Raw genomic sequence first — 22,494 nt, 5'->3', positions numbered from 1 at the left:
CCATCGCCGGTCCGCCGCCGCGGCGTGCACCCGCCACGACGCCGCGCTGCGTCATGGCCGCGCCAGCGCCGGCGGCTATCATCCGGGACTGCAACCTTCCGGGAACGACGATGGCGGAACCGCTGCTGATCGAACGCGCAGGCCCCGTGCTGCGCCTGCGCCTGAACCGCCCGCAGCTGCACAACGCCTTCGACCCGGCCCTGATCGCGGCGCTGACCGCGGCGCTGCAGGCCGCCGGCGCGGACCCGGCGGTGCGGGTGGTGGTGCTGGAGGGCGAAGGCGCCTCGTTCTCGGCCGGCGCCGACCTGCAGTGGATGCGCGGCATGGCCGCCGCCGGCGAGGACGAGAACCGCGCCGACGCCCTGGCCCTGGCCCGGTTGATGCGCACCCTGGACGAGCTGCCGCGGCCGACCATCGCCCGCGTGCACGGCCCGGCCTTCGGCGGCGGCGTCGGCCTGGTCGCCTGCTGCGACATCGCCATCGGCACCCCGGCCGCGCGCTTCGGCCTGACCGAGAGCCGGCTGGGCCTGCTGCCGGCGGTGATCTCGCCGTATGTCGTCGCCGCGATCGGCACGCGCCAGGCGCGGCGCTGGTTCGCCACGGCCGAGTCGTTCGACGCCGACACCGCGCTGTCGATCGGCCTGCTGCACCAGGTCGTGGCCGCCGACGCGCTGGACGCGGCGGTCGAGGCCCAGGTCGGCCTGCTGTGCCGCGCCGCGCCGCTGGCGGCGGCCACGGCCAAGGCGCTGGTGCGCCAGGCCGCGCACGTGGCCGACGCGGTCGCCTGCGACCGCGCCAACGCCGACCTGATCGCCCGCCTGCGGGTGTCGCCGGAAGGCCAGGAAGGCATCGGCGCGTTCCTGGAGAAACGCGCGCCCGCCTGGGCGCCGAAGGAGTGAGGCCATGCTCGACCATCTCGGGTTCACCGTTTCCGACTTCGCCCGCAGCCGCGCGTTCTACGCGCAGGCGCTGGCGCCGCTGGGCATCGCCGTGGTGATGGAGGTCGACCCGGCGCAGACCGGCGGCAGCTCCCACGCCGGCTTCGGCGACCACGGCAAGCCGTATTTCTGGATCGGCGACGGCGGCACCGCGCACGGCGGCGTGCATGTCGCCTTCCTCGCCGGCTCGCGGGCCACGGTGGACGCCTTCCACCACGCCGCACTGGCCGCCGGCGGCCGCGACAACGGCGCGCCCGGCCTGCGCCCGCACTACCACCCGAACTACTACGGCGCCTTCATCCTCGACCCCGACGGCAACAACGTCGAGGCCGTATGCCACCAACCGGAATAGGCAGGTCGCAGACTCGCATGCCCCAGACAAGCACGCTTCAGACCGGCACGCCCCATACCGGCACGTTCGACAAGATACTGATCGCCAACCGCGGCGAGATCGCCTGCCGCATCATCCGCACCTGCCGCCGGCTGGGCATCGCCAGCGTGGCGGTGTATTCGGAGGCCGACGCCGGCGCGCTGCACGTGCGCCTGGCCGACGAGGCGCACTGCATCGGCGGCCCGGCGCCGGCCGACAGCTACCTGCGCGGCGACGCGGTGATCCGCGCGGCGCGGGACAGCGGCGCGCAGGCGATCCATCCCGGCTACGGCTTCCTGTCCGAGAACGCGGACTTCGCCGAGGCGGTGGCCGCGGCCGGACTGGCGTTCGTCGGCCCGCGCGCCGAGTCGATGCGGCGCATGGGCAGCAAGGCCGGCGCCAAGCAGCTGATGGCACAGGCCGGCGTGCCGGTGGTGCCCGGCTACAACGGCGAGGACCAGTCGCTGGCCACGCTCTCGCGCGAGGCCGCGCGGACCGGCTTTCCGCTGATGGTCAAGGCCGCGCACGGCGGCGGCGGCAAGGGCATGCGCGTGGTCCACCGGCTGGAGGACTTCGTGCCGGCGCTGGAAAGCTGCCAGCGCGAGGCGAGCAACGCCTTCGGCCGCGACCGGGTGCTGCTGGAGCGCTACGTCGCCTCGCCGCGGCACATCGAAGTGCAGGTGTTCGGCGACGCGCACGGCAACCTCATCCACCTCAACGAGCGCGAATGCTCGGCGCAGCGCCGCTACCAGAAGGTGCTGGAGGAATCGCCCTCGCCGTTCCTGACCCCGGAGTTGCGCGCGGCCATGGGCGAGGCCGCGGTCACCGCCGCGCGCGCGATCGGCTACGTCAACGCCGGCACCGTCGAATTCATCGTCGACGGCGACGGCCACTTCTACTTCATGGAGATCAACACCCGCCTCCAGGTCGAACACCCGGTCACCGAGATGGTCACCGGCCTGGACCTGGTCGAATGGCAGCTGCAGGTGGCCGCCGGGCAGCCGCTGCCGATGGTCCAGGAACAGGTGCCGCAGCACGGCCACGCGATCGAGGTGCGGCTGTACGCCGAGGATCCCGACTCCGGCTTCCTGCCCGCCTCCGGCACCCTGCGCGCGCTGGAACTGCCACCGCCGTCGCCGCAGGTCCGGATCGACGCCGGGGTGGAAGCCGGCGACACGGTGACCGTGTTCTACGACCCGATGATCGCCAAGCTGATCGTCCACGACAGCGACCGGCCGCACGCGCTGGCGCGCCTGCGCGAGGCGCTGGCGCAGTGCCACGTGGCCGGCCCCAAGACCAACCTGGCCTTCCTCGAGGCGCTGGCGCGGCACCCGGCTGTGGTCGAGGGCCGGATCGACACCGGCTACCTGGACCGCCACCTGGACGAATTCCTCCACGCCGATGCGCCGGTGTCCACGCCGCTGCTGGCCGCCGCCTGCACCGCCCTGCTCCTGCGCCGCCAGGCCGGCGAAGCCGCCGCCGATGCGGCCGGCGGCGACCCGCATTCGCCATGGGCGGTGGCCGACGGCTGGCGCCTGCACGGCCGCGCCCCGAGCCGGCTGCGCCTGCAGGCCGGCGGCCGGGTCCACGAGGCCGCCGCGACCGGCCATGGCGGCGACTGGCGGATCGCGGTGGACGGCACCGAGCACGCGGTCGCCGGCGCGCGCCTGGCCGACGGCATCCTCGACCTGCGTATCGACGGTCAGGGATGGCGGCTGGCGGCCTTCCTCGACGGGGACCTGCTCGAACTGCACGACGGCCAGCGGCGCCTGCCGCTGCGCCTGCTGCCGGCCGAGCGCGCCGAAGGCGGCGACGACGCCGGCGGCGACGGCCGCGTGCTGGCGCCGATGCCGGGCCGGGTGGTGCTGGTCAAGGCCGCCCCCGGGCAGGTCGTGGCCGCCGGCGCCGAGCTGCTGGTGATGGAGGCGATGAAGATGGAACTGACGGTTAGGGCCCCGCGCGACGGCGTGCTCGCCGAACTGCGCGCGGCCGCCGGCGACTTCGTCGAGGCCGACGCCGTGCTCGCGGTCGTGGCCGCGGCCGAACCTGCCGTCGAGCCCGCGGGCGAGTCGGCGGAGCAGGCATGAGCGACTTCGTCCGCATCGTCGAGGTCGGCCCGCGCGACGGGCTGCAGAACGAACCGGCGATGGTCGCCACCGCCGACAAGATCGAACTGGTCGACCGGCTCTCGGCCACCGGCCTGCGCAGCATCGAGGCGACCAGCTTCGTCAGCCCGAAGTGGGTGCCGCAGCTGGCCGACGCGGCAGAGGTGATGGCCGGCATCCAGCGCCGCCCCGGCGTGGCGTACCCGGTGCTGGTGCCGAACGAACAGGGCTACGAACGCGCCCGCGCCGCCGGCGCCGACGAGGTGGCGGTGTTCACCGCCGCGTCCGAGGCGTTCAACCGCAGGAACACCAACGCCTCGATCGACGAATCGATCGAACGCTTCGCGCCGGTGCTGGCGCGGGCCAGGCAGGACGGGGTGCGCGTGCGCGGCTACGTCTCCACCGTGCTCGGCTGCCCCTACCAGGGCGCGGTGCCGCTGGCCGACGTGGTGCGGGTCGCGCGCCGGCTGCACGACCTGGGCTGCTACGAGGTCTCGCTCGGCGACACCATCGGCGTGGGCACGCCGCGCCAGGCGCGCGACATGCTGCTGGCGGTCGCCGCCGAGGTGCCGATGGCGGCGCTGGCGGTGCATTTCCACGATACCTGGGGCCAGGCCGTGGCCAACGTCGCCGCCTGCGTCGAGGCCGGGGTGCGGGTGGCCGACTCGGCGGTGGCCGGCACCGGCGGCTGCCCCTACGCCAAGGGCGCCAGCGGCAATGTTGCCAGCGAGGACCTGGTGTATATGCTGCACGGCATGGGCATCGACACCGGCATCGAGCTGGAGGCGCTGGCGGATACCGGCCGCTGGCTGGCCGCGAAACTCGGCCGGGCCACCGGCAGCAAGGTCGGGCGGGCGCTGGCGGCCGCATGAACGCTGCCGGCCAGGCCGTCTCCGAGTCCGTGCTGCAGGCGGAGCCGGAAGCGGTTTTGGCCGCGCTGGAACGAGCCCTGCAAGAGCACGCCCTGCACGACCGCGCCCTGCCCGCCGCCACGCGCCTGCTCCTGCAGCAGGCCCGCGACGCCCTGCACCAGGCGCTGGCCGAGGGCGAGTCGGCGCGGCTGCGCTACCACGCCCTGTTCGACGCGGTGCCGGACCCGGTCAGCATCCTCAGCGAGACCGGCATCGTCCTGGACCTCAACAAGGCCGGTATCCGCGCCTACCATCGGCCGCGCGAGGACATCGTCGGCCAGCCGATCGAGACGCTCAACCCGGACCTGCCGCCGGACCACCTGATGCCGGTGTGGGAGACGCTCAACCGCGGCGAGACCTACGTCATCGAGGTCACCAACATGCGCGGCGACGGCAGCCGCTTCCCGGTCGAGGTGCACTCGGCCGGATTCGAGCACGCCGGCCGCCGCTGCATCGTCGCCGTGGCCCGCGACCTCAGCGGCCGCTGGCAGGCCGAGTCGCGCTACCGGCTGCTGATGGAGTCGATCGACAAGGGCGTGATCCTGCTCGACCGCAATTTCGTCCTGCTGTCAGCCAACCCCGCCGCGCACCGGATCCTCGGCGCCGGGCTGGAGGCCGACCTGCGCTCGCATGCCGAGGAATGGACCATCGTCGACGAGCACGGCCGGGTGCTACCGGCGGACCAGTGGCCGCCGCAGCGCGCGCTGCGCACCGGCCAGATCGTCCCCAGCACCACCATCGGCCTGCACCACCGGCCCAGCGACCGGATGGTCTGGATCTCGGCGACCACCGTGCCGGTGTTCTCCTCCGGCCGCGCCGAGGCCGACCACGTGTTCGTGCTGTTCAGCGACATCACCGACCTCAAGCGCGACAGCACCCTGTTCGACCGCGCGCAGTCGCTGGCGCACATCGGCGGCTGGGAATGGGACCGCGGCCGCCAGCGCCTGTACCTGACCGGCGAAGCCCTGCGCATCGTCGGCCTGGAGCCGGGCGCGCACGCCATGGACGACCTGCTGGCGCGGCTGCGCAGCGGCGACCGCCACCGCCTGGAGGCCGCACTGGAACGCGAGTTCGGCCAGCGCACCGGCTTCGACCTGGAACTGCAGGGCCAGCGCGGCGACGGCCACGCGTTCTGGATCCGCATGATCGGCGAGGTCGAGCACGGCAACCACGTCTCGCCGCGCATCGCCGGCACCCTGCAGGACATCACCGAGCGCAAGCAGGCCGAGGAAACCCTGCGGATCCAGGCGCGCACCGACCCGCTCACCGGCATCCTCAACCGCGACGCGATCCTGGGCGAGCTGGACGCGCGGCTGGGCGAGCCGGCGCAGGCCGAGGTGGCGGTGCTGTACATCGACCTGGACCGGTTCAAGACGGTCAACGACGTGCTCGGCCACGCCGCCGGCGACGACCTGCTGGTCCGTACCGGCCAGCGCATCGCCCACGCGATCGGCACCGAAGGCCTGCTCGCGCGCTTCGGCGGCGACGAGTTCCTGGTGCTGTGCGACGGCAACGAACGCGCGCACGCGCCGCAACTGGCCGATGCAGTGCTGCAGGCGCTGACGCGCCCGTTCCTGTTCGGCGAGGACGAGTTCACCATCAGCGCCAGCATCGGTATTGCTTACGCGCCGACCGACGGCACCCGGCCGCAGCAGCTGATCCAGAGTGCCGACATCGCCATGTACGACTGCAAGCGCCGCAGCCGCAATGGCTGGCAGGTGTTCACCCCGGACCTGGCGCAGAAGCAGCAGGACCGGCTGCAGATCGAGACCCAGCTGCGGCGCGCGCTGGACAATTCCGAGTTCCGCCTGGTCTACCAGCCGCAGGTCGACCTGAGGCACGGCGGCATCGTCGCCGCCGAGGCGCTGATCCGCTGGCAGAGCCACCAGCTGGGCGAACTGCGCCCGGACCTGTTCATCAGCCATGCCGAGACCACCGGCGACATCGTCCGCATCGGCGACTGGGTGCTGCGCGAGGCCTGCCGCCAGGTGCGCGAGTGGCGGGAACAGGGCCTGGATTTCGTCCGCGTGGCGATCAACGTCTCCTACCGCCAGTTCGTCGCCGAGGACCTGGCGGTGAAGGTGGCCGAGACCCTGCGCGAATTCGACCTGCCGGGCTCGGCGCTGGAGCTGGAGTTCACCGAGCGGGTGCTGATCGAGGATGCGCCGGCCACGCTGCGCACCTTCGCCGAGCTGCGGCGGATGGGCGTGGTGCTGACCATCGACGACTTCGGCGAGGGCTACAGCGCGCTCAACTACCTGCGGCGGCTGCCGATCCACGGGCTCAAGCTGAGCCAGCTGTTCGTCGAGGGCGTGCCGGAGAACCGCTCGGACGTGGCGGTGTGCGAGGCGGTCGGCGCGATCGCGCGCAGCCTCGGCCTGGACCTGGTGGCCGAGGGCGTGGAACGGGAGTCGCAGCGTCGCTTCCTGCTGGAACTGGGCGTGCCGGTCGGCCAGGGTTTCCTGTTCGCGCCGGGCCTGCCGCCGGACGAACTGGCGCGACGGCTGGCGAACAGCGGGACGCGGCCGGCAGGCTGAGCCGCACTCTTAGTCCTGCATCGCTGCCGGCGACACGACGCCGTCGGCGCAGGGGCCGCCCCGATACTCCGACGCCGGTGTCGCCAACAGGCTGGGCTCCTGCCCAAAACGCCACCACCGTATCGGCGCTGCTTTGCTCCCTCTCTTTCGCCGCATGCGGAGGGGTGCCTGAGGGCCGGACGGGCTGGAGAGGGGTGCTTCTTGTAGGAGCGGGCATGACCGCGACGCGACGCCGTCGGCCCAGGCAACGCCCTCATGGCTCCGACGCCCGTGTCGCGGTCATGCCCGCTCCTACACACAGGAAGCCCCGGCATCAGCGTGCCGGTCCGCCCAGCCGCGATTCCCAGCTTTCGGCATCGCCCTGCTCGAGCCGCCGTTCGAACAGCTTGCGCCACGACGGCACCAGCGGCAGCGCCAGCGCCGCAGCCAGCTCGTCGCGGTCCAGCGTGCGCCGGTAGAGCAGTTCGGCCAGCCGCGGCAGCGGCCAGTCCGGATGTGGGCGTTCGAGCAGGACCAGCGCATCGCCGGCCTGCACCGTGCCCGGTTCCAGCACGCGGTAGTACCAGCCGCTGCGGCCACTGTCCTGGACCCGGCGCGCCATGTCGGCGATGCCGAAGCGGTCCGACAGCTTCCAGCACGGCTGTCGCGCCTGAGACACCTCCACCCGCGCGCTGCCCAGGCGCAGGCGATCGCCCAGGCACAGGTCGGCTTCGGTCACGCCGGCGGTGCTGATGTTCTCGCCGAAGGCGCCGGGCTCCCGCAGCAGCGGATGCGGGCCGACCTCGGCCCGCCAGGCCACATAGTGGTCGCGCGGATAGTGGTGGATCGCCTTGTCCGGACCGCCGTGCACCCGGCGGTCGCCCTGCTCGTCGCCGGCCAGGCCGTCGGATCCGACCGCCACCGGGCCCTCGACCGCCCGCTTGGCGATTGCGCTGCGGCTGCCGGGCCGGGTGTAGTCGACCACCCGGCCGGTCAGCACCGCCTCGACGGTGGCCGACAGGCGCGGCGTCATCGCGCGGCGCCCGTCACCCAGGACCCGCCGCTCAGGCCGCCGCCGGCAGCGCGGCGATCTCGGCCTTGATCAGTTCGCCCAGCACCTTCACCCCGGCATCGATCTTCTCGCCCGGCACGGTGACGAACGACAGCCGCAGCGTGTTCTCCTTCGGATCGACCGCATAGAACGGCGCGCCCGGCACGAACGCCACGTTGCGCTCGATCGCCTTGGCCAGCAGCGCGCCGCTGTCGATGCCCCCGGGCAGGTCGACCCAGATGAACATGCCGCCCTCGGGGCGGTTCCACTTCACCTGTGCCGGGAACTCGCGCTCCAGTGCCGCCAGCATGCGCTGGCACTGCGCCGCGTACAGGGTGCGGATCTCCGGGATGTGCCGGTCGATGAAGCCGTCCTGCAGCGCCTCGTACACGATCCGCTGCGAGAACGACGGGGTGTGCAGGTCGGCGGCCTGCTTGGCCTGGACCATCTTCGCGTGCACGTGCTCGGGCGCGACCACGTAACCCAGGCGCAGGCCCGGGGCCAGCACCTTGGAGAACGAGCCCATGTAGATCACTCCGTCCGGGTTCATAGACAGCAGGCTCGGCAGCGCCTCGCCACCGTAGGACAGCTCGCCGTACGGATCGTCCTCGACCAGCGGCACGCCGGCCGCGTCGGCCAGCGCGACCAGCGCCTGGCGTCGCTCCAGCGGCATGCGCCGGCCGGTCGGGTTCTGGAAGTTGGGCAGGCAGTACAGGAAGCGGGCGCCGGCCAGCTGCTCGGGCGTCAGCGCATCGGTGACGATGCCCTGCTCGTCGCTGGGCAGCGAGCCGAACTGCGGCGCGAACAACGAGAACGCCTGCAGCGCGCCGAGATAGCTGGGGGTCTCCACCAGCACCTTGCTGCCCTCGTCGATCAGCACCTTGCCCAGCAGGTCCAGGCCCTGCTGCGAGCCGGTGGTGATCAGCACGCGCGAGGCCGGGATGCGCGCGCCGCCCCGGCTGAGGCGGTCGGCGATCCACTCGCGCAGGGGGGTGAAACCCTCGGTCGGGCCGTACTGCAGCGCCGCCTCCGGCGCCTCGCGCAGGACCTTCTCGGTGGCCTGGCGCATGCGCTCGACCGGGAAGGTGGCCGGGGACGGCAGGCCGCCGGCGAAGGAGGTGACTTCGGGACGTTCGGTGACCTTGAGGATCTCGCGGATGGCCGAACTGGTGAGCGCCTGGGCGCGGCGGGACAGGGTGTATTGGGTCGTCATGCGCCTAGTCTACCGGCTCGGCACCGCTCGCCCCACCGTGCCCGGCCGTACTGGCGCCCGCGACCGCCCCCGGAAACGCTTTCCGGCGCGGCTCAACCCGCCGGTCCGACCCAGGCCGTGCCCTCGCTGCGCACCACGCGCGTCTTCCAGCGGCGCCGGACCAGGGTGTCGGTGCTGCGCTCGGTCGAGTGGATGCCGGGGATCGCGCTAGTCGCGCGCGTTTCGACGGTGGCGCTGCGGCCGCCTGGCGCGATGCTGATGCGGGTCAGGGTGTACCGGTGGTCCACCAGCCGGCGGCCGTTGGGCAACGGGCCGAGCTGGCGCAGGGCGCCGAGGATCTCCTCCTGCGCTTCGCAGTAGTCCTGCTTGCCCAGCGTTTCGTACGAGCGCTGGCCGCCCACGTGCAGGGTCAGCCGCTGCTCGAAATCGCGGTCGAGCATCGCGCACAGCGCCTCGTGGTCCAGTGAGTGGAAGGCCTGCTGGCTGGCCGCGTACAGGCTTTCCACGTGGACCTGGCTGATCCGGTTGCCACCGAGGAAATAGACGCCGGCGACCGACAGCAGCGCCAGCAGCAACAGCAACATCCGCATCCGGCTTCCCCCTGCGACGCTCCCTGCGTCCTGGCCGAGTCTAGCCGCCGTGGCCGCGGCGCGGCTACCAAACTTTCACACCGATTCAACACTTGCTTACCGCATCGCGGAAACAATCGGAACCGGCCACAAGCCGCGCGACGCACCACGCCCCAGGAGGTTTCCATGTCCTTCCGCCAGTTTCCCGCCACCGGCAACGACGGCAACGCCTACATCATCCTCGAGTTCCACGACGCCAGCGCCGACGCTGACGGCAAGCCGACGCTGCGCTACGAACTGGCCGACGGCCAGCGCCTGCAGCGCAAGGACGACCGCTTCACCAACGCCGACGCCACCCTGGTGCTGACCGCGGACTGAGCGGCGCTTCAGGGCAGTTCGATCACGCGTCCCAGGCCGCTGCGGTCGATCTCCCCGGCGGCGGCGCGCAGCGCATCGACGTCGGCGCCGGAATCGAAGCCGATGCGGAAATGCACCTCGCCGGCCGGGGTGCGCGAGGAATGGATCGAGGACAGGCTGATGCCGTGGCGCTCGAACACGTGCAGCAGCGCGCGCAGCGAGCCGGCACGGTCCTCCGGCAGGTGCACGCTCAGGCGCCGGGTCTCGGTGAGGTCGGCCAGCAGGTAGCCGACCCGCTCGAAGGTGTAGCTGCCGTCGGCGACCGCCGCCCCGCCCCAGGCCTCGCGGTTGCCATGCAGGAAGTGCTCGCGGAACTCGGCGCGGGCCGCGTCGTCGCCGCGCCCGACCAGCGCGCGCAGGCGTGCGATCTCGCCGGCCAGGCGGTCGAGCACCTCGGCCGCGTGCGGGTTGCCGAACTGGATGTCCTCGTAGATCTCGGGGTTGAGCGAGAGGATCCGCGCGATCACTGCCGCGTCCATCTCGAACGCGATCGATCGATAGGGCATCAGCGCCGCTGGCCCGCCCAGTTCGCCGGCGAAGCTGCGCAGCACGCCCGCCTGGCCCAGGTGGCTGGCATGCACCATCGCCTGCACCAGTGCCATCACCCGGTCGTGGTGCGCCGGCGTGGTGCGCACGTACTCGCCCTGCAGCGCGTCCAGCAGCTGCTGCAGCCATGGCCGCCAGGCGTCCAGGCGTTCCTCGCACACCACCACCACCCGGCCCTTGAGGGTCGGCGTCTTCAGCGGCGCGGTCATCGGATGCAGGCCGACCACCTCGGCCTGCGAGGCCAGCATTGCCGCCACCGGCGCCTGCTTGAGCGATGTGATGTCCAGCCACAGCCGGCCGCGTTCGCGTCCGGCCGACTGCGCCACGTACTGCGCGATCAGCGCCGGGGTCTGCCGGATCGGCGCGGCGAACACCAGTACGTCGGCGTCCTCCAGCAGCTGCTCGGGCGGGTCGCTGGCGGCGTCGGCCGGATCGTGGCCGAGCACGCGCAGGCCCATGCGCTGCTCGAAGAAGCGCCGCAACCAGACGCCGTACGCACCGGCGCTGCCGACCAGGCCGATCGCCGGCCATGCCGCCGGCGCGGACGCGTGCACGCTCAAAACGCCACCGCCGGGAAGCGTGGCGGGCCGTCGGCCAGCGCCGCCGCCGGCGCGGCCTGCACGTCCAGCTCTTCCCAGCCGTTGGCGAGGGTGGACTCCAGCGCCGCATGCACGCCGGCCAGCGCGCGCTCGGCCGCGCGGTGCGGCGGCTCGCCGCGCAGCAGGAACGCGGCCAGCAGCGCCGCCAGCACGTCGCCGGTGCCGGCCACGTCCAGGTCCAGGCGCGGCGACTGCAGCCGCCAGGCGCCGGCACGGCCGACCAGCAGTGTCACCAGTCCGTCGCCCTCGCCGGCCACGCTGTGGGCGAGCACCCACTGCGGGCCGCGCGCCAGCAACGCGCGCGCCGCGTCCAGCGCATCGGCCTCGCGCAGCGCGGGCCGGCCGGCGAGCCGCTCCAGTTCGAATGCATTGGGCGCGACCATCCACGCCAGCGGCAGCAGCCGGTCGGCGAACACCGCCTCCAGCCCGCGCTCGACGTAGGCGCCGGTGTGGGTGTCGCCGATCACCGGGTCGAGCAGGTAGCGCGGCGCGGTACCGGCCCGATGGTGGGCCTCCAGCCAGTCGGCGAAGGCCTCGCCGTTGGCGACGCTGCCGAAGTAGCCCGACAGCAGCATCGGCACGCGCTCGGTCACGCCGCGCTCGTCCAGCCCGCGCAATAGGTCGGCCAGCCAGTCGGCCGGCAGCACGCGGCCGCGCAACGTTGCATAGAACGGGGTGTTGCTGAGCAGCGTGGTCGGCACCTCGGCCACGCGCACGCCGAGCATGCGCAGCACCGGCACCGCGGCGCTGTTGCCGGCGTAGCCGTAGGCCAGCTGCGACTGCACCGAGACCAGGTCCACCGGCGACGGGCCCGGCGGCCGGTTGCGGCGTTCGTGGACCAGATGGCTTTCCAGCGCGTCGCTCATTCGCTCGGCCGAGGCTGCGGGCCACGCATGCTAGCGCGTCGCCCCGCGGCCGGCGCGCAGCGTTTCAGGTGCAACGGAAATAGGCTGATTCCGTCGGGTTGTTTGCATGTCCAGGCAAAAGGTTCTTCACCCACCTCCAGGGAAGACCGCACGGATCCTGGGGCAGCAGCAAACGTTGTCACGGACCACAGGCGTCGGCTTCGGTGGGCCGCCGTCGCTGATGGCCGCTTGGAGCAAGAGCGCCAGCTTCGGCCGGGGTCGCCGTCCGATGATTCCGAGCTTCCTGTAGGAGCGCAGCTTACTGGCGACACGGGCGTCGGAACCATGAGGGCGTCGCCTGTGCCGAGGTCGTCGTGTCGCCGGCTGAACCCGGCTCCTACAACAGCCGCGGCGCGGCTGCTCTCCTGTAGGAGCTGACTTCAGTCGGCGACACGGGCGTCGGGATCACGAAGATGTCGCCTGTGCCGATGGCGTCGCGTCGCGGGCAAACGCGGCTCCTACAGAACAGCGCGGCGGCGGCGGTTGCTTCTGGACACCGGAACGGAGCCACGACCCCAAAGTTCCCGAAGACGTGACAGTGCGGGTGTGTTGCGGCAGCGGCCAAGGATGGCCGCGTCGGCGAGTCGGCACATGGATGTGCCGTCGAGACGACCGCAACACACCCGCACTGCCGCGGCTCAGCCCGAAGCCGGCCACTCCAGGCGCTCTTGCGGGTGCCTCTTGCCGTCGCGGCCCATTCCCTCGAATGGGCCAAGAACCAAAAAAAGCCTCCGCCCGTCCTCGCCGAACGGTGCAGACCCGCGCCAACTGCGCGGGCCGCGAACCGATCAGGGCGAGGTGATCCGCCCGAAGAACGACTTGACCCCGTCCAGGAACGTGGCCGAACGCGGCGAATGCCGGCGGGCCTCCTCGCCGGTGAAGGTCGCCTCGAACCGTTCCAGCAACTCGCGCTGCTCGGCGGTGAGGTTGACCGGCGTCTCGACCACGACGCGGCAGTACAGGTCGCCGGGACCGCGGCTGCGCACCGACTTGACGCCCTTGCCGCGCAGGCGGAACACCTTCCCGGCCTGGGTCTCGGCCGGGATCCGGATCTCCGCCTCGCCGTCGAGCGTGGGCACGTTGACCGTATCGCCCAGCGCGGCCTGCGAAATGCGGATCGGCACGTCGCAGTGCAAGTCGTCACCGTCGCGGCGGAAGATCTCGTGCTCGCGCACCCGCACTTCCACGTACAGGTCGCCCGGCGGGGTGCCGGGCGGGCCGGCCTCGCCCTCGCCGGTCAGGCGGATGCGGTCGCCGCTGTCCACGCCGGCGGGAATCTTCACCGACAGGACCTTCTCGTCCTCGATCCGGCCGGCGCCGTGGCAGTCCTTGCACGGATTGCGCACCACCTGGCCGCGGCCGCCGCATTCCGGGCAGGCCTGCTGCATGGTGAAGATGCCGCGCTGGAAACGCACCTGGCCGCGCCCGTGGCAGGTATTGCAGGTCTCGACCTTGCCGTCCTCCGAGCCGCTGCCCCTGCAACTGCCGCACTCGGCCAGAGTCGGGATCTCGATGCGCTTCTCGACCCCGGCGACCGCCTCTTCCAGGTCCAGTTCCATCACATAGCCGATGTCGGCACCGCGCCGCGCCGCGCGACCGCCACCTGCACCGCCGAAGATGGTCCCGAAGATGTCGCCGAAGATGTCGCCCATGTCCGGGCCGGGACCGCCGCCCCCGCCCATGCCGTGCTCGAACGCGGCATGGCCATGGGCGTCATAGGCGCGCCGCTTGCCGCCGTCGGACAGGACCTCGTAGGCCTCCTTGCACTCCTTGAACGCAGCCTCGGCAGCGTGGTCGCCCGGGTTGCGGTCCGGGTGGTGCTTCATCGCGCAGCGGCGATAGGCCTTCTTCAGGTCTTCGTCGCTGGCGTTGCGGGCCACGCCCAACACTTCGTAGTAATCGCGCTTGCTCATCTCGGATCGCAGTCCATCATCGGCTCACCTGCATGGAACAGCCCGCGCCGTCGTCGACGGCGCGGGCTGCATGACCGCCGGCGCCTTCGCGCCCGCGCGGCTTACTTCTTGTCGTCGTCCTTGACTTCGGTGAACTCGGCGTCGACCACGTCGTCCTGCGCACCGCCCGGAGCACCCTCGGCTGCGCCGGCATCGCCGCCCGGCTGGGCGGCCGCCGCGGCGGCCGCGTACAGCGACTGCCCGGCCTCCTCCAGCGCCTTGCTCTTGGCTTCGATCTGCGCCTTGTCGTCGTTCTTCATCGCCGTCTCCAGCTCGGCGATGGCGCCTTCCACGCGGCCGATCACGTCGCCCGGCACCTTGCTGCCGTGCTCGGTGACCGCGCTGCGGGTGGCGTGGACCAGGGCATCGGCCTGGTTGCGCGCCTGCACCAGCTCGTGGAACTTCTTGTCCTCCTCGCGGTGCGCCTCGGCGTCGGCGACCATCCGCTGGATCTCGTCGTCCGACAGGCCCGAGCCGGCCTTGATCTCGACCTTCTGCTCCTTGCCGGTCTTCTTGTCCTTGGCGGTGACGTGGACGATGCCGTTGGCGTCGATGTCGAACGACACCTCCACCTGCGGCATGCCACGCGGCGCCGCATCGATCCCGGTCAGGTCGAACTTGGCCAGCGACTTGTTGAAGCGGGCCTGCTCGCGCTCGCCCTGCAGCACGTGCACCGTCACCGCGGACTGGTTGTCCTCGGCGGTGGAGAACACCTGCGAGGCCTTGGTCGGTATCGTGGTGTTCTTCTCGATGATCTTGGTGAACACGCCGCCCAGGGTCTCGATGCCCAGGCTCAGCGGGGTCACGTCCAGCAGCAGCACGTCCTTGACGTCGCCGGCCAGCACGCCGCCCTGCACCGCCGCGCCCAGCGCCACGGCCTCGTCCGGGTTGACGTCCTTGCGCGGCTCCTTGCCGAAGAACTCGGCCACCGCGGCCTGCACCTTGGGCATGCGGGTCTGGCCGCCGACCAGGATCACCTCGCCGATGTCGCTGGCGCGCAGGCCGGCGTCCTTCAGCGCGATCCGGCACGGCTCGATGGTCTTCTTGACCAGGTCGTCGACCAGGGCTTCCAGCTTGGCCCGGGTCAGCTTGATGGTCAGGTGCTTCGGGCCCGACGCGTCGGCGGTGATGTACGGCAGGTTGACTTCGGTCTGCTGCGCGCTGGACAGCTCGATCTTGGCGCGCTCGGCCGCGTCCTTCAGGCGCTGCAGCGCCAGCGGGTCCTTGCGCAGGTCGATGCCCTGGTCCTTCTGGAACTCCTCGACCAGGTAGTCGATCACGCGCGCGTCGAAGTCCTCGCCGCCGAGGAAGGTGTCGCCGTTGGTGGCCAGCACCTCGAACTGCTTCTCGCCGTCGACCGAGGCGATCTCGATGATCGACACGTCGAAGGTGCCGCCGCCCAGGTCGTAGACCACGATCTTGCGGTCGCCGCCGGCCTTGTCCAGGCCGTAGGCCAGCGCCGCGGCGGTGGGCTCGTTGATGATGCGCTTGACGTCCAGGCCGGCGATGCGGCCGGCGTCCTTGGTCGCCTGGCGCTGGCTGTCGTTGAAGTACGCCGGCACGGTGATCACCGCCTCGGTGACGGTCTCGCCCAGGAAGGCCTCGGCGGTCTTCTTCATCTTCTCCAGCACCTTGGCCGAGATCTCCTGCGGGGCCATCTTGCGGCCGTCGCTGGTCTCGACCCAGGCGTCGCCGTTGTCGTGGGCGAGGATGCCGTACGGCACCAGGTCCAGGTCCTTCTTGACCTCGGCATCGGTGAACTTGCGGCCGATCAGGCGCTTGACCGCGTAGAAGGTGTTCTTCGGGTTGGTCACCGCCTGGCGCTTGGCCGGCGCGCCGACCAGGACCTCGCCGTCCTTGGTGTAGGCCACGATCGACGGCGTGGTGCGGTCGCCCTCGGCGTTCTCGATCACGCGGGCCTTGCCGCCCTCCATGATCGCCACGCACGAATTGGTCGTGCCCAGGTCGATGCCGATGATCTTGCTCATGAATGTGTGCTCCCTCGGGAATGGATGTGGCCGGTGACGCGGTGGCCTTGCTTGCTAGATAGGGACCCGCTGGCGCCGTTCAAGTGGGCGTCCAGGCGGGCCGAGAAATGTTCAGTCGTGGCGCGCGACCACCACCAGCGCCGGGCGCAGCAGGCGGTCGTTGAGCAGGTAGCCCTTCTGGAACACCTGCAGCACGCTGCCCGGCGCCGCGCCGGCCGGGTCGGCCTGGCTGATGGCCTGGTGGTGCTCGGGGTTGAACGGCTGGCCGACCGGGTCGACCACGGCCAGGCCGTTGTCGGCGGCGACCTTGAGCAGCTGGCGGTAGGTCAGTTCCATCCCGTCCTTCAGCGGACCGGTCTGGTCGCCGGCCGCGGCCAGGCCCGCGTCGAGGCTGTCGAACACCGGCAGCAGCTCGCCGAGCAGGCGCTCGTTGGCGAACCGGCGGGCCTGCTCGACGTCGCGGGCCACGCGCTTGCGCTGGTTCTCCAGGTCGGCGCGCTCGCGCAGGGAGTCGGCCCGCAGTTGCTCGATCTCGCCGCGCAGGGCCTCGATCTCGTCGCGCAGCTGCGACTCGAGGGTAGCCTCGGCGTCCTGGTCGGGGGTCGGGATGTCGTTCTGGGTCATGCAATCGGCTCCGTGGCGGCACTCCCGGCCGCCCATCCCCGCCCCAATGGGGGCCCTGGCGGAGCGATTCAAGTCGCGGAGCGATCCCGGACCCGGGACGACACGCGGGGCGCGACGCCGGAGCGGGGCACGATCAGGCCGGGGGCTGACCACCCTGCCCAGGCGGCTGCAGCGCCGCGCCGAGGACGTCGGCGGCGGCCTGGACCACGGGAATGACCCGGTCGTAGGCCATCCGGGTCGGGCCGATCACCCCGAGCACGCCCAGCACCTGGCCACCGGCGCCGTAGGGGGCGGTGACCAGCGAGACCCCGTCCAGCGGCGCCAGCCCGGTCTCCTCGCCGATGAAGATGCGCACCCCCGGCGCGCGCTGGGTGCGCTCGAGCAGCTGCAGGATCTCGCGCTTGCGGGCGAAGGCCTCGAACAGCTCGCGCAGCCGCTCCACGTCCGACAGGTCCTGCAGGCCCATCAGCCGGGTCTGCCCGGCCAGGACCATGTCGTCGCCCGGCGGCTCCAGCGCCTGTTCGGCCAGCTCCACCGACTGCGCCAGCAGCAGTTCCATCTCGTCGCGGGCCTGGCGCAGCTCGTGCAGCAGGGTCGCGCGGATCTGCGCCAGCGGGCGCCCGGCGCAGTGGGCGTTGAGGTAATTGGCCACCCGCTCCAGCTCGGCCGGCTCGAACGGGCGCTGCGGCTCGACCACCCGGTTCTGCACCTCGCCGTCGGCGAACACCACGATCGCCATCACCCGCCTCCCGCCCAGCGGCACGAAGTCGATCTGGCGGAAGGCGAACTGCTCGCGCCGCGGCGCGCTGACCACGCCGACGAAGTGGGTCATCGCCGACAGCAGCTCCGAGGCGTTGCCCAGCAGCGCCTGGGTGCCGGCGCCGGCGGTCAGTTCGGCGCGCAACCGCGCCACCTCGCGTTCGCCCAGCGACTTGACCTGCAGCAGGCTGTCGACGAACACCCGGTAGCCCTGCGCGGTCGGTATCCGCCCGGCCGAGGTGTGCGGCGAGCTGAGCAGGCCGCTGTCCTCCAGGTCGGCGAGGATGTTGCGGATCGTGGCCGGGCTCACGTCCAGCCCGGCGTGGCGGGCCAGGGTCTGCGAGCCGACCGGCTCGCCGTCGCGGATGTAGCGGCCGATCAGGGTGCGCAGCAGCTGGCGGGCGCGGGGATCCAGGGGCGTGGCGGGGACGGTCATGTCGAATAGATAGCGGCCGGCCGGCCGCGCCGCAAGCGCCGGCTTGCGGGAAGGTGTCGCAGCGGGTGGTGCTGCCCTCGGACAGGCCACTTCTTGGAGCCGTCATCACGGCGAAGTTGCGGGGGTTCGCTCTTCCCTACCCCGTCGCGCGGGGTGCGACTACGGGCCTGCAGCATCCACGTGTGCCGCCGCCCCCTACAATGCGCCCATGCTGACCCACCTCGCCCTCAAGGACTTCGCCGTCGTCCGCGCCACCGAGCTGGAATTCGGTCCGGGCATGACCGTGATCTCGGGCGAGACCGGCGCCGGCAAGTCGCTGCTGGTCGACGCGCTGGGCTTCCTGTCCGGACTGCGCGCCGACAGCGGCGTGGTCCGCCACGGCAGCGAGCGCGCCGAGCTGGCGGCCGGCTTCGACCTGGCCGGCAATTCCTTTGCGCAGGGCTGGCTGCGCGAGAACGAACTGGACGAGGACGGCCAGTGCCAGCTGCGCCGGGTGATCCGCGCCGACGGCGGTTCGCGCGCCTGGATCAACGGCCGACCGGTGACCCTGGCCCAGCTCGCCGAACTGGCCAGCCTGCTGGTGGAGATCCACGGCCAGCACGAACACCAGTCGCTCCTCTCGCGCGCCAGCCAGCTCGCCCTGCTCGACGGCCACGCCGGCAACGACGCCGAGCGGGCCGCGGTGCGCGCCGCCGCCACCGCCTGGCAGGCGCTGCTGGCCGAGCGCGAGCGGCTGCAGGCGCAGGGCGATGTCTCCGACCGGATCGGCTGGCTGGAGCACCAGCTGGCCGAACTGGAGCGCGAGGACCTGGACCCGGAGGCGCTGGCCGCGCTGGATGCCGCGCACCGCCGCCAGGCCAACGCCGCCGGCCTGATCGCCGCCTGCGACGACGCCCTCGCCCGCCTCGGCGGCGAGGACGCGCCATCGCTGGCCCGCCAGCTGCAGCAGGCCCGCGCCGCCCTGGCCCGTGCCGCCGAGCACGAGCCGCGCCTGGCCGAGGCCGACGGACTCCTGGAAGGCGCCAGCGTGCAGATCGAGGAGGCGCTGGCCCTGGTCGGCCGCATCCGCGACGACCTGGAGCTGGACCCGGCGCGCCTGGACGAGCTGGAGCGGCGCCTGGGCCGGATCCACGACCTGGCGCGCAAACATCGCTTGGCCCCGGTCGAGCTGGCCGCGCACCGTGACCGCGTCGCCGCCGAACTGGCCACGCTGCGCGGCGCCGGCGAACGCCTGGACCGGCTGGACGGCGAAATCGCGGTCGCCTCCCAGGCCTGGCAGGCCGCCGCCGCCGCGCTCAGCGCCACCCGCCGCGCCGCCGGCGGCGCGCTGGCCGCGGCCACCACTGCGCTGATCGCCGAACTGGGCATGGACGGCGGCCGTTTTCTGGTCGAACTGGAACCGGTCGAGGGCGGCCGCCCCGACCCCAATGGTGCCGAGCGGGTGGAGTTCCTGGTCGCCGCCAACGCCGGCCAGCCGCCGCGGCCGCTGCGCAAGGTCGCCTCCGGCGGCGAACTGTCGCGGATATCGCTGGCCATCGAGGTCGCAGCGCTGGGCTCGGACGCGGTGCCGACCATGGTCTTCGACGAGGTCGACTCGGGCATCGGCGGCGCGGTGGCGGAAATCGTCGGCCGCAAGTTGCGCGCCCTGGGCGCCTCCCGCCAGGTGCTGTGCGTGACCCACCTGCCGCAGGTCGCCGCGCAGGGCCACGCCCATTACCGGGTCAGCAAGGCGCCGGTGGAAGGCATCACCCGCAGCGCGGTCGAACTGCTGGACGACGCCGGCCGCGAGCGCGAACTGGCGCGGATGCTCGGCGGTGTGGAAGTCGGCGCGGAAGCCCATGCCGCCGCGCGGCGGCTGCTGGACGAGGCGGTGGCGGCCGATGCGGCCAACAACGGCGATGCCGGGCAGGATGCGGCGGCCCGGCCGGCGCGGCGTAGCGGCGCCCGTTCGCGCTAGGTAAAGGTGAATTTGCTCGTCATTCCCGCGAAGGCGGGAACCCAGTGACTTCAAGCCCTTGAAAGCCAAAGTCGCTGGGTTCCCGCCTTCGCGGGAACGACGACATTGTCTAGAGCTTCCCGCGAGTACCGGGGCAATCGGCAGCGCAGCGGCCGCCGGAAGGATTCAGCGGCGCTTCTTGCGCACGTACAGCACCAGCGAGTGCTCTTCCAGCTCGTAGCCGTGCTTGGTGGCGATCTCGCGCTGCAGCTTCTCGATCTCCGGGCTCTCGAACTCGATGATCTTGCCGGTGTCCACGTCGACCATGTGGTCGTGGTGGCCGCCGCGGTCCAGCTCGTACATCGCCTGGCCGCCCTCGAAGTTGTGCTTGATCACCAGCCCGGCCGCCTCGAACTGGGTCAGTACCCGGTACACCGTGGCCAGGCCGATCTCGTCGCCGTGGTCGAGCAGGCGGCGGTAGATGTCCTCGGCGGTGAGGTGATGCTGCGGCTGCTTCTCCTCCAGCAGCTCGAGGATGCGCATCCGCGGATGGGTCACCTTCAAGCCGACGCGGCGCAGATCGTTCGATTCCATGGCCTTCTCCGTTCCTCCGCTCCGTTCACTGCCGGTTTACCGCCAGCCGCCATGCGACGGGCGCCAGGGCGCGCCGGGAGTGTATCATCGGCCCACTTTCCGTCCCGCGTGCCCGCAATGCCCAGCTTCCGCCGCCTGCTGCTGATCGCCCCCCTTTCGCTCGCCGTCGCCGGTTGCGGCGTGCTCTACAAGCAGCCGATCTACCAGGGCAACCTGATGGAGAAGGAAGCGGTGGACCAGCTCCGGCCCGGCCTGAGCAAGCAGCAGGTCGCCGGGCTGCTGGGCACGCCCTCGGTCGCCGATCCGTTCCACGCGCAGCGCTGGGACTATGCCGCCAGTGAGCGCACCAACCGCCACGGCGACACCCAGATGAAGACGCTCACCCTATACTTCGAGAACGACGCCCTGGTGCGCTGGGAAGGCGACTACTTCCCCGAGCAGGACCTGGAGCTGTCGCAGAAGTCCTACCGCCAGTTCGGCCCGAACCTGGCCAAGGACAAGGACAAGAAGGGCCGCCGCTGAGCGACCTTACCCACCGCGCTGGCGCTGCGCGCGCCGGCGCCTGGCGTCCTTGGGATCGGCCTGCAGCGGCCTGAGCAGCTCTACCCGGTCGCCGTCCCGCAAGGGCGTGGACGGCTCGGCGGCGATCCCGAACACGGCATAGCCGGCGATCTCGTCCGCGTGCCCCAGCGCCGCCTGCCGCACCGCGTCGGCGACGGTGGCGCCCTCCTCCAGCACCAGGTCCCGCTCTAGGAACCGGTGCGGCCAGGCCAGCACCACCTGCACCCGCAGCGCGTTCATTCCCCGCGGTCGGCCACGCGCACGAAATCGTCGACCATCCGGTCGGCCAGCCCCTGGAATCCCAGGGTGAGCACCGGCACCAGCAGCCGCGACTTCGGCTCGAACTCCAGGGTCAGCGAGACCTTGCACGCCGACTCGTCCAGCGCATGGAAGTCCCACACACCGTGCAGCTTGCGGAACGGGCCGTCGCGCAGCTGCATGTCGATGCGGTGCGGCCGCTCCAGCCGGTTCTCGGTGGTGAACCAGGTGCGCAGCGAACCCAACCCCAGGTCCAGCCGCGCCAGCATCCGCGTGCCGTCCTGCTCCAGCACCTGCGCCTGCTCGCACCAGCCAAAGCGCCGCGGATAGGCGGCCACGTCGTTGACCAGGTCGTACATGCGGGTCGCCGAATGCCCGACCAGGGCGCTGCGATGGATGCTGGGCATGCGGCGGCGTGTGTCCGGACGCCCGGATTGGGCGACAATGGCGGGATGAGCAAGCAACCGGCCCATGATAAGGCAAAGGCCAAGGCGAAGGCCGAGCCGGCCAACCGCACCATCGCCCTGAACAAGCGCGCGCGCCACGAATATCACCTGATCGACCGCGTAGAGGCCGGACTGGCGCTGCAGGGCTGGGAAGTGAAGGCGATCCGCGCCGGCCGCGCCAACCTCACCGACGGCTACGCCTACGTCGAGGACGGCGAGATCTACCTGGTCGGCGCCCAGATCACCCCGCTGATCCAGGCCTCCACCCACGTCATCGCCAACGACCGCCGCACCCGCAAGCTGCTGCTGCACCGCCACGAGATCGACAAGCTCATCGGCCGCGTGCAGCGCGACGGCTACACCCTGGTGCCGACCGCGCTGTACTGGAGCAGGAACAAGATCAAGCTCGAGATCGCGCTGGCCAAGGGCAAGAAGGAACACGACAAGCGCGACACCGCCAAGGAACGCGACTGGCAGCGCGAGAAGCAGCGCGCGATGCGCCGGCACAACAAGGACGCCTGACCGCGACGGTTGGCGCCACGGGCGCCCCGGCTGGCCGGGGCCCCCGCTGCGGACCTGGATTCCCACGCCCGGGACGTCCGCCGTGAGGCGGGGGCCACGCGAAGGTAGGAAAATTCCTACACGACAGCAGGCCTTGGCCTGACTGTGCCCGGACCCGTCCTGCCGGCAATCTGTCTCCGCCCCGGCAGAACGGCTTGCACCGCCCGGTACGGAACCGCTCTGCAATGGACAAGGTCGCCGGCAGGAAGCCGGGCCGGGGAGCCCCTTCGCGGAAGTCC

Annotated in this window: 21 protein-coding genes; 9 read left to right on the top strand and 12 right to left on the bottom strand. The window is 71.8% G+C overall.

Translation table 11 applies throughout. The annotated features are described in order from the left end of the window. Positions 1–110: 110 nt before the first annotated feature. From WQ53_RS15140 to WQ53_RS15120, 5 genes are read left to right on the top strand one after another with little or no spacing between them, the layout of a single operon-like run. A complete protein-coding gene (locus WQ53_RS15140; RefSeq protein ID WP_052633535.1) occupies positions 111–899 on the top strand; it encodes an enoyl-CoA hydratase-related protein in 789 nt (262 codons plus the stop codon). A gap of 4 nt (positions 900–903) precedes the next feature. Next, positions 904–1,290: a VOC family protein gene (locus WQ53_RS15135; RefSeq protein WP_052633534.1), complete on the top strand. Its 387-nt coding sequence runs from the start codon at positions 904–906 to the stop codon at positions 1,288–1,290. Positions 1,291–1,307: 17 nt separating this feature from the next. Beyond that, positions 1,308–3,395 carry an acetyl/propionyl/methylcrotonyl-CoA carboxylase subunit alpha gene (locus WQ53_RS15130; RefSeq protein WP_052633533.1) on the top strand — a complete coding sequence of 696 codons (2,088 nt, stop codon included), beginning with the start codon at positions 1,308–1,310 and terminating at the stop codon, positions 3,393–3,395. Beyond that, positions 3,392–4,285, top strand: a complete 894-nt coding sequence (locus WQ53_RS15125) for a hydroxymethylglutaryl-CoA lyase (protein WP_052633532.1) — start codon at positions 3,392–3,394, stop codon at positions 4,283–4,285. Before WQ53_RS15130 ends, WQ53_RS15125 begins: the two co-directional genes overlap by 4 nt. Continuing rightward, a complete protein-coding gene (locus tag WQ53_RS15120; RefSeq protein ID WP_052633531.1) occupies positions 4,282–6,861 on the top strand; it encodes a sensor domain-containing protein in 2,580 nt (859 codons plus the stop codon). The genes WQ53_RS15125 and WQ53_RS15120 overlap by 4 nt, the downstream gene beginning before the upstream one ends. Before the next feature lie 313 nt (positions 6,862–7,174). On the opposite strand, the gene WQ53_RS15115 is transcribed toward WQ53_RS15120, so the two are convergent. The 3 genes from WQ53_RS15115 to WQ53_RS15105 all read right to left on the bottom strand — a co-directional run bounded on the left by WQ53_RS15115 (position 7,175) and on the right by WQ53_RS15105 (position 9,694). Further along, entirely contained in the window at positions 7,175–7,873 is a 699-nt protein-coding gene (locus WQ53_RS15115; protein WP_052633530.1) for an MOSC domain-containing protein, read from the bottom strand. 31 nt (positions 7,874–7,904) lie between these two features. Further along, positions 7,905–9,104 carry a PLP-dependent aminotransferase family protein gene (locus tag WQ53_RS15110; protein ID WP_052633529.1) on the bottom strand — a complete coding sequence of 400 codons (1,200 nt, stop codon included), beginning with the start codon at positions 9,102–9,104 and terminating at the stop codon, positions 7,905–7,907. A gap of 92 nt (positions 9,105–9,196) precedes the next feature. Beyond that, the gene (locus WQ53_RS15105) at positions 9,197–9,694 is read right to left on the bottom strand and encodes a nuclear transport factor 2 family protein (RefSeq protein ID WP_144409342.1); all 498 of its coding nucleotides are present in this window, start codon (positions 9,692–9,694) and stop codon (positions 9,197–9,199) included. A 165-nt stretch (positions 9,695–9,859) separates the two neighbouring features. On the opposite strand from WQ53_RS15105, the gene WQ53_RS15100 reads away from it, so the two are divergent. Continuing rightward, a complete protein-coding gene (locus tag WQ53_RS15100) occupies positions 9,860–10,051 on the top strand; it encodes a hypothetical protein (RefSeq protein WP_052633527.1) in 192 nt (63 codons plus the stop codon). A gap of 8 nt (positions 10,052–10,059) precedes the next feature. Here WQ53_RS15100 and WQ53_RS15095 read toward each other — a convergent pair whose 3' ends face one another. The 6 genes from WQ53_RS15095 to hrcA all read right to left on the bottom strand — a co-directional run bounded on the left by WQ53_RS15095 (position 10,060) and on the right by hrcA (position 17,899). After that, positions 10,060–11,190, bottom strand: a complete 1,131-nt coding sequence (locus WQ53_RS15095; protein WP_052633526.1) for a prephenate dehydrogenase — start codon at positions 11,188–11,190, stop codon at positions 10,060–10,062. Positions 11,191–11,192: 2 nt separating this feature from the next. After that, positions 11,193–12,101 (bottom strand): pyridoxal kinase, encoded by a 909-nt coding sequence (gene pdxY, locus WQ53_RS15090; protein ID WP_052633525.1) that lies wholly within the window; start codon positions 12,099–12,101, stop codon positions 11,193–11,195. Positions 12,102–12,928: 827 nt separating this feature from the next. After that, positions 12,929–14,053, bottom strand: coding sequence for a molecular chaperone DnaJ (gene dnaJ, locus WQ53_RS15085; protein WP_052633524.1), 1,125 nt, complete (start codon positions 14,051–14,053; stop codon positions 12,929–12,931). A 101-nt stretch (positions 14,054–14,154) separates the two neighbouring features. After that, positions 14,155–16,080: a molecular chaperone DnaK gene (dnaK, locus tag WQ53_RS15080; protein ID WP_052633523.1), complete on the bottom strand. Its 1,926-nt coding sequence runs from the start codon at positions 16,078–16,080 to the stop codon at positions 14,155–14,157. A gap of 111 nt (positions 16,081–16,191) precedes the next feature. Continuing rightward, entirely contained in the window at positions 16,192–16,704 is a 513-nt protein-coding gene (gene grpE / locus WQ53_RS15075) for a nucleotide exchange factor GrpE (RefSeq protein WP_052633522.1), read from the bottom strand. Between the two features lie 133 nt (positions 16,705–16,837). Beyond that, positions 16,838–17,899 carry a heat-inducible transcriptional repressor HrcA gene (gene hrcA / locus WQ53_RS15070; protein ID WP_052633521.1) on the bottom strand — a complete coding sequence of 354 codons (1,062 nt, stop codon included), beginning with the start codon at positions 17,897–17,899 and terminating at the stop codon, positions 16,838–16,840. A 208-nt stretch (positions 17,900–18,107) separates the two neighbouring features. Here hrcA and recN point away from each other — a divergent pair, with 208 nt between their 5' ends. Then, entirely contained in the window at positions 18,108–19,856 is a 1,749-nt protein-coding gene (gene recN / locus WQ53_RS15065) for a DNA repair protein RecN (protein ID WP_052633520.1), read from the top strand. A gap of 165 nt (positions 19,857–20,021) precedes the next feature. On the opposite strand, the gene fur is transcribed toward recN, so the two are convergent. Further along, positions 20,022–20,429 carry a ferric iron uptake transcriptional regulator gene (fur, locus tag WQ53_RS15060; protein WP_052633519.1) on the bottom strand — a complete coding sequence of 136 codons (408 nt, stop codon included), beginning with the start codon at positions 20,427–20,429 and terminating at the stop codon, positions 20,022–20,024. Positions 20,430–20,546: 117 nt separating this feature from the next. Here fur and WQ53_RS15055 point away from each other — a divergent pair, with 117 nt between their 5' ends. After that, positions 20,547–20,951, top strand: a complete 405-nt coding sequence (locus tag WQ53_RS15055; protein ID WP_052633518.1) for an outer membrane protein assembly factor BamE — start codon at positions 20,547–20,549, stop codon at positions 20,949–20,951. Between the two features lie 6 nt (positions 20,952–20,957). On the opposite strand, the gene WQ53_RS15050 is transcribed toward WQ53_RS15055, so the two are convergent. Then, a complete protein-coding gene (locus tag WQ53_RS15050; RefSeq protein WP_052633517.1) occupies positions 20,958–21,230 on the bottom strand; it encodes an RnfH family protein in 273 nt (90 codons plus the stop codon). Further along, complete coding sequence (locus WQ53_RS15045) at positions 21,227–21,655, bottom strand: type II toxin-antitoxin system RatA family toxin (RefSeq protein ID WP_052633516.1); 429 nt, start codon at positions 21,653–21,655, stop codon at positions 21,227–21,229. Before WQ53_RS15045 ends, WQ53_RS15050 begins: the two co-directional genes overlap by 4 nt. A 45-nt stretch (positions 21,656–21,700) precedes the next feature. Between WQ53_RS15045 and smpB the strand changes: the two genes are divergently transcribed. After that, complete coding sequence (smpB, locus tag WQ53_RS15040) at positions 21,701–22,216, top strand: SsrA-binding protein SmpB (RefSeq protein ID WP_052633515.1); 516 nt, start codon at positions 21,701–21,703, stop codon at positions 22,214–22,216. Positions 22,217–22,494: the final 278 nt, after the last annotated feature.

Origin of the sequence: Pseudoxanthomonas suwonensis (assembly GCF_000972865.1) — a bacterium.
GTDB classification, from domain to species: Bacteria; Pseudomonadota; Gammaproteobacteria; order Xanthomonadales; family Xanthomonadaceae; genus Pseudoxanthomonas; species Pseudoxanthomonas suwonensis_B.
The sequence above is the reverse complement of the archived record's forward strand: the minus strand, read 5'-3'. Positions and strand labels throughout refer to the sequence as shown.

Excerpts from the sequence above, each read along its gene's own strand:
- WQ53_RS15140 (WP_052633535.1), top strand. The coding sequence starts at position 111 with ATGGCGGAACCGCTGCTGATCGAACGCGCAGGCCCCGTGCTGCGCCTG.
- WQ53_RS15135 (WP_052633534.1), top strand. The coding sequence starts at position 904 with ATGCTCGACCATCTCGGGTTCACCGTTTCCGACTTCGCCCGCAGCCGC.
- WQ53_RS15130 (WP_052633533.1), top strand. The coding sequence starts at position 1,308 with ATGCCCCAGACAAGCACGCTTCAGACCGGCACGCCCCATACCGGCACG.
- WQ53_RS15125 (WP_052633532.1), top strand. The coding sequence starts at position 3,392 with ATGAGCGACTTCGTCCGCATCGTCGAGGTCGGCCCGCGCGACGGGCTG.
- WQ53_RS15120 (WP_052633531.1), top strand. The coding sequence starts at position 4,282 with ATGAACGCTGCCGGCCAGGCCGTCTCCGAGTCCGTGCTGCAGGCGGAG.
- WQ53_RS15115 (WP_052633530.1), bottom strand. The coding sequence starts at position 7,873 with ATGACGCCGCGCCTGTCGGCCACCGTCGAGGCGGTGCTGACCGGCCGG.
- WQ53_RS15110 (WP_052633529.1), bottom strand. The coding sequence starts at position 9,104 with ATGACGACCCAATACACCCTGTCCCGCCGCGCCCAGGCGCTCACCAGT.
- WQ53_RS15105 (WP_144409342.1), bottom strand. The coding sequence starts at position 9,694 with ATGCGGATGTTGCTGTTGCTGCTGGCGCTGCTGTCGGTCGCCGGCGTC.
- WQ53_RS15100 (WP_052633527.1), top strand. The coding sequence starts at position 9,860 with ATGTCCTTCCGCCAGTTTCCCGCCACCGGCAACGACGGCAACGCCTAC.
- pdxY (WP_052633525.1), bottom strand. The coding sequence starts at position 12,101 with ATGAGCGACGCGCTGGAAAGCCATCTGGTCCACGAACGCCGCAACCGG.
- dnaJ (WP_052633524.1), bottom strand. The coding sequence starts at position 14,053 with ATGAGCAAGCGCGATTACTACGAAGTGTTGGGCGTGGCCCGCAACGCC.
- dnaK (WP_052633523.1), bottom strand. The coding sequence starts at position 16,080 with ATGAGCAAGATCATCGGCATCGACCTGGGCACGACCAATTCGTGCGTG.
- grpE (WP_052633522.1), bottom strand. The coding sequence starts at position 16,704 with ATGACCCAGAACGACATCCCGACCCCCGACCAGGACGCCGAGGCTACC.
- hrcA (WP_052633521.1), bottom strand. The coding sequence starts at position 17,899 with ATGACCGTCCCCGCCACGCCCCTGGATCCCCGCGCCCGCCAGCTGCTG.
- recN (WP_052633520.1), top strand. The coding sequence starts at position 18,108 with ATGCTGACCCACCTCGCCCTCAAGGACTTCGCCGTCGTCCGCGCCACC.
- fur (WP_052633519.1), bottom strand. The coding sequence starts at position 20,429 with ATGGAATCGAACGATCTGCGCCGCGTCGGCTTGAAGGTGACCCATCCG.
- WQ53_RS15055 (WP_052633518.1), top strand. The coding sequence starts at position 20,547 with ATGCCCAGCTTCCGCCGCCTGCTGCTGATCGCCCCCCTTTCGCTCGCC.
- WQ53_RS15050 (WP_052633517.1), bottom strand. The coding sequence starts at position 21,230 with ATGAACGCGCTGCGGGTGCAGGTGGTGCTGGCCTGGCCGCACCGGTTC.
- WQ53_RS15045 (WP_052633516.1), bottom strand. The coding sequence starts at position 21,655 with ATGCCCAGCATCCATCGCAGCGCCCTGGTCGGGCATTCGGCGACCCGC.
- smpB (WP_052633515.1), top strand. The coding sequence starts at position 21,701 with ATGAGCAAGCAACCGGCCCATGATAAGGCAAAGGCCAAGGCGAAGGCC.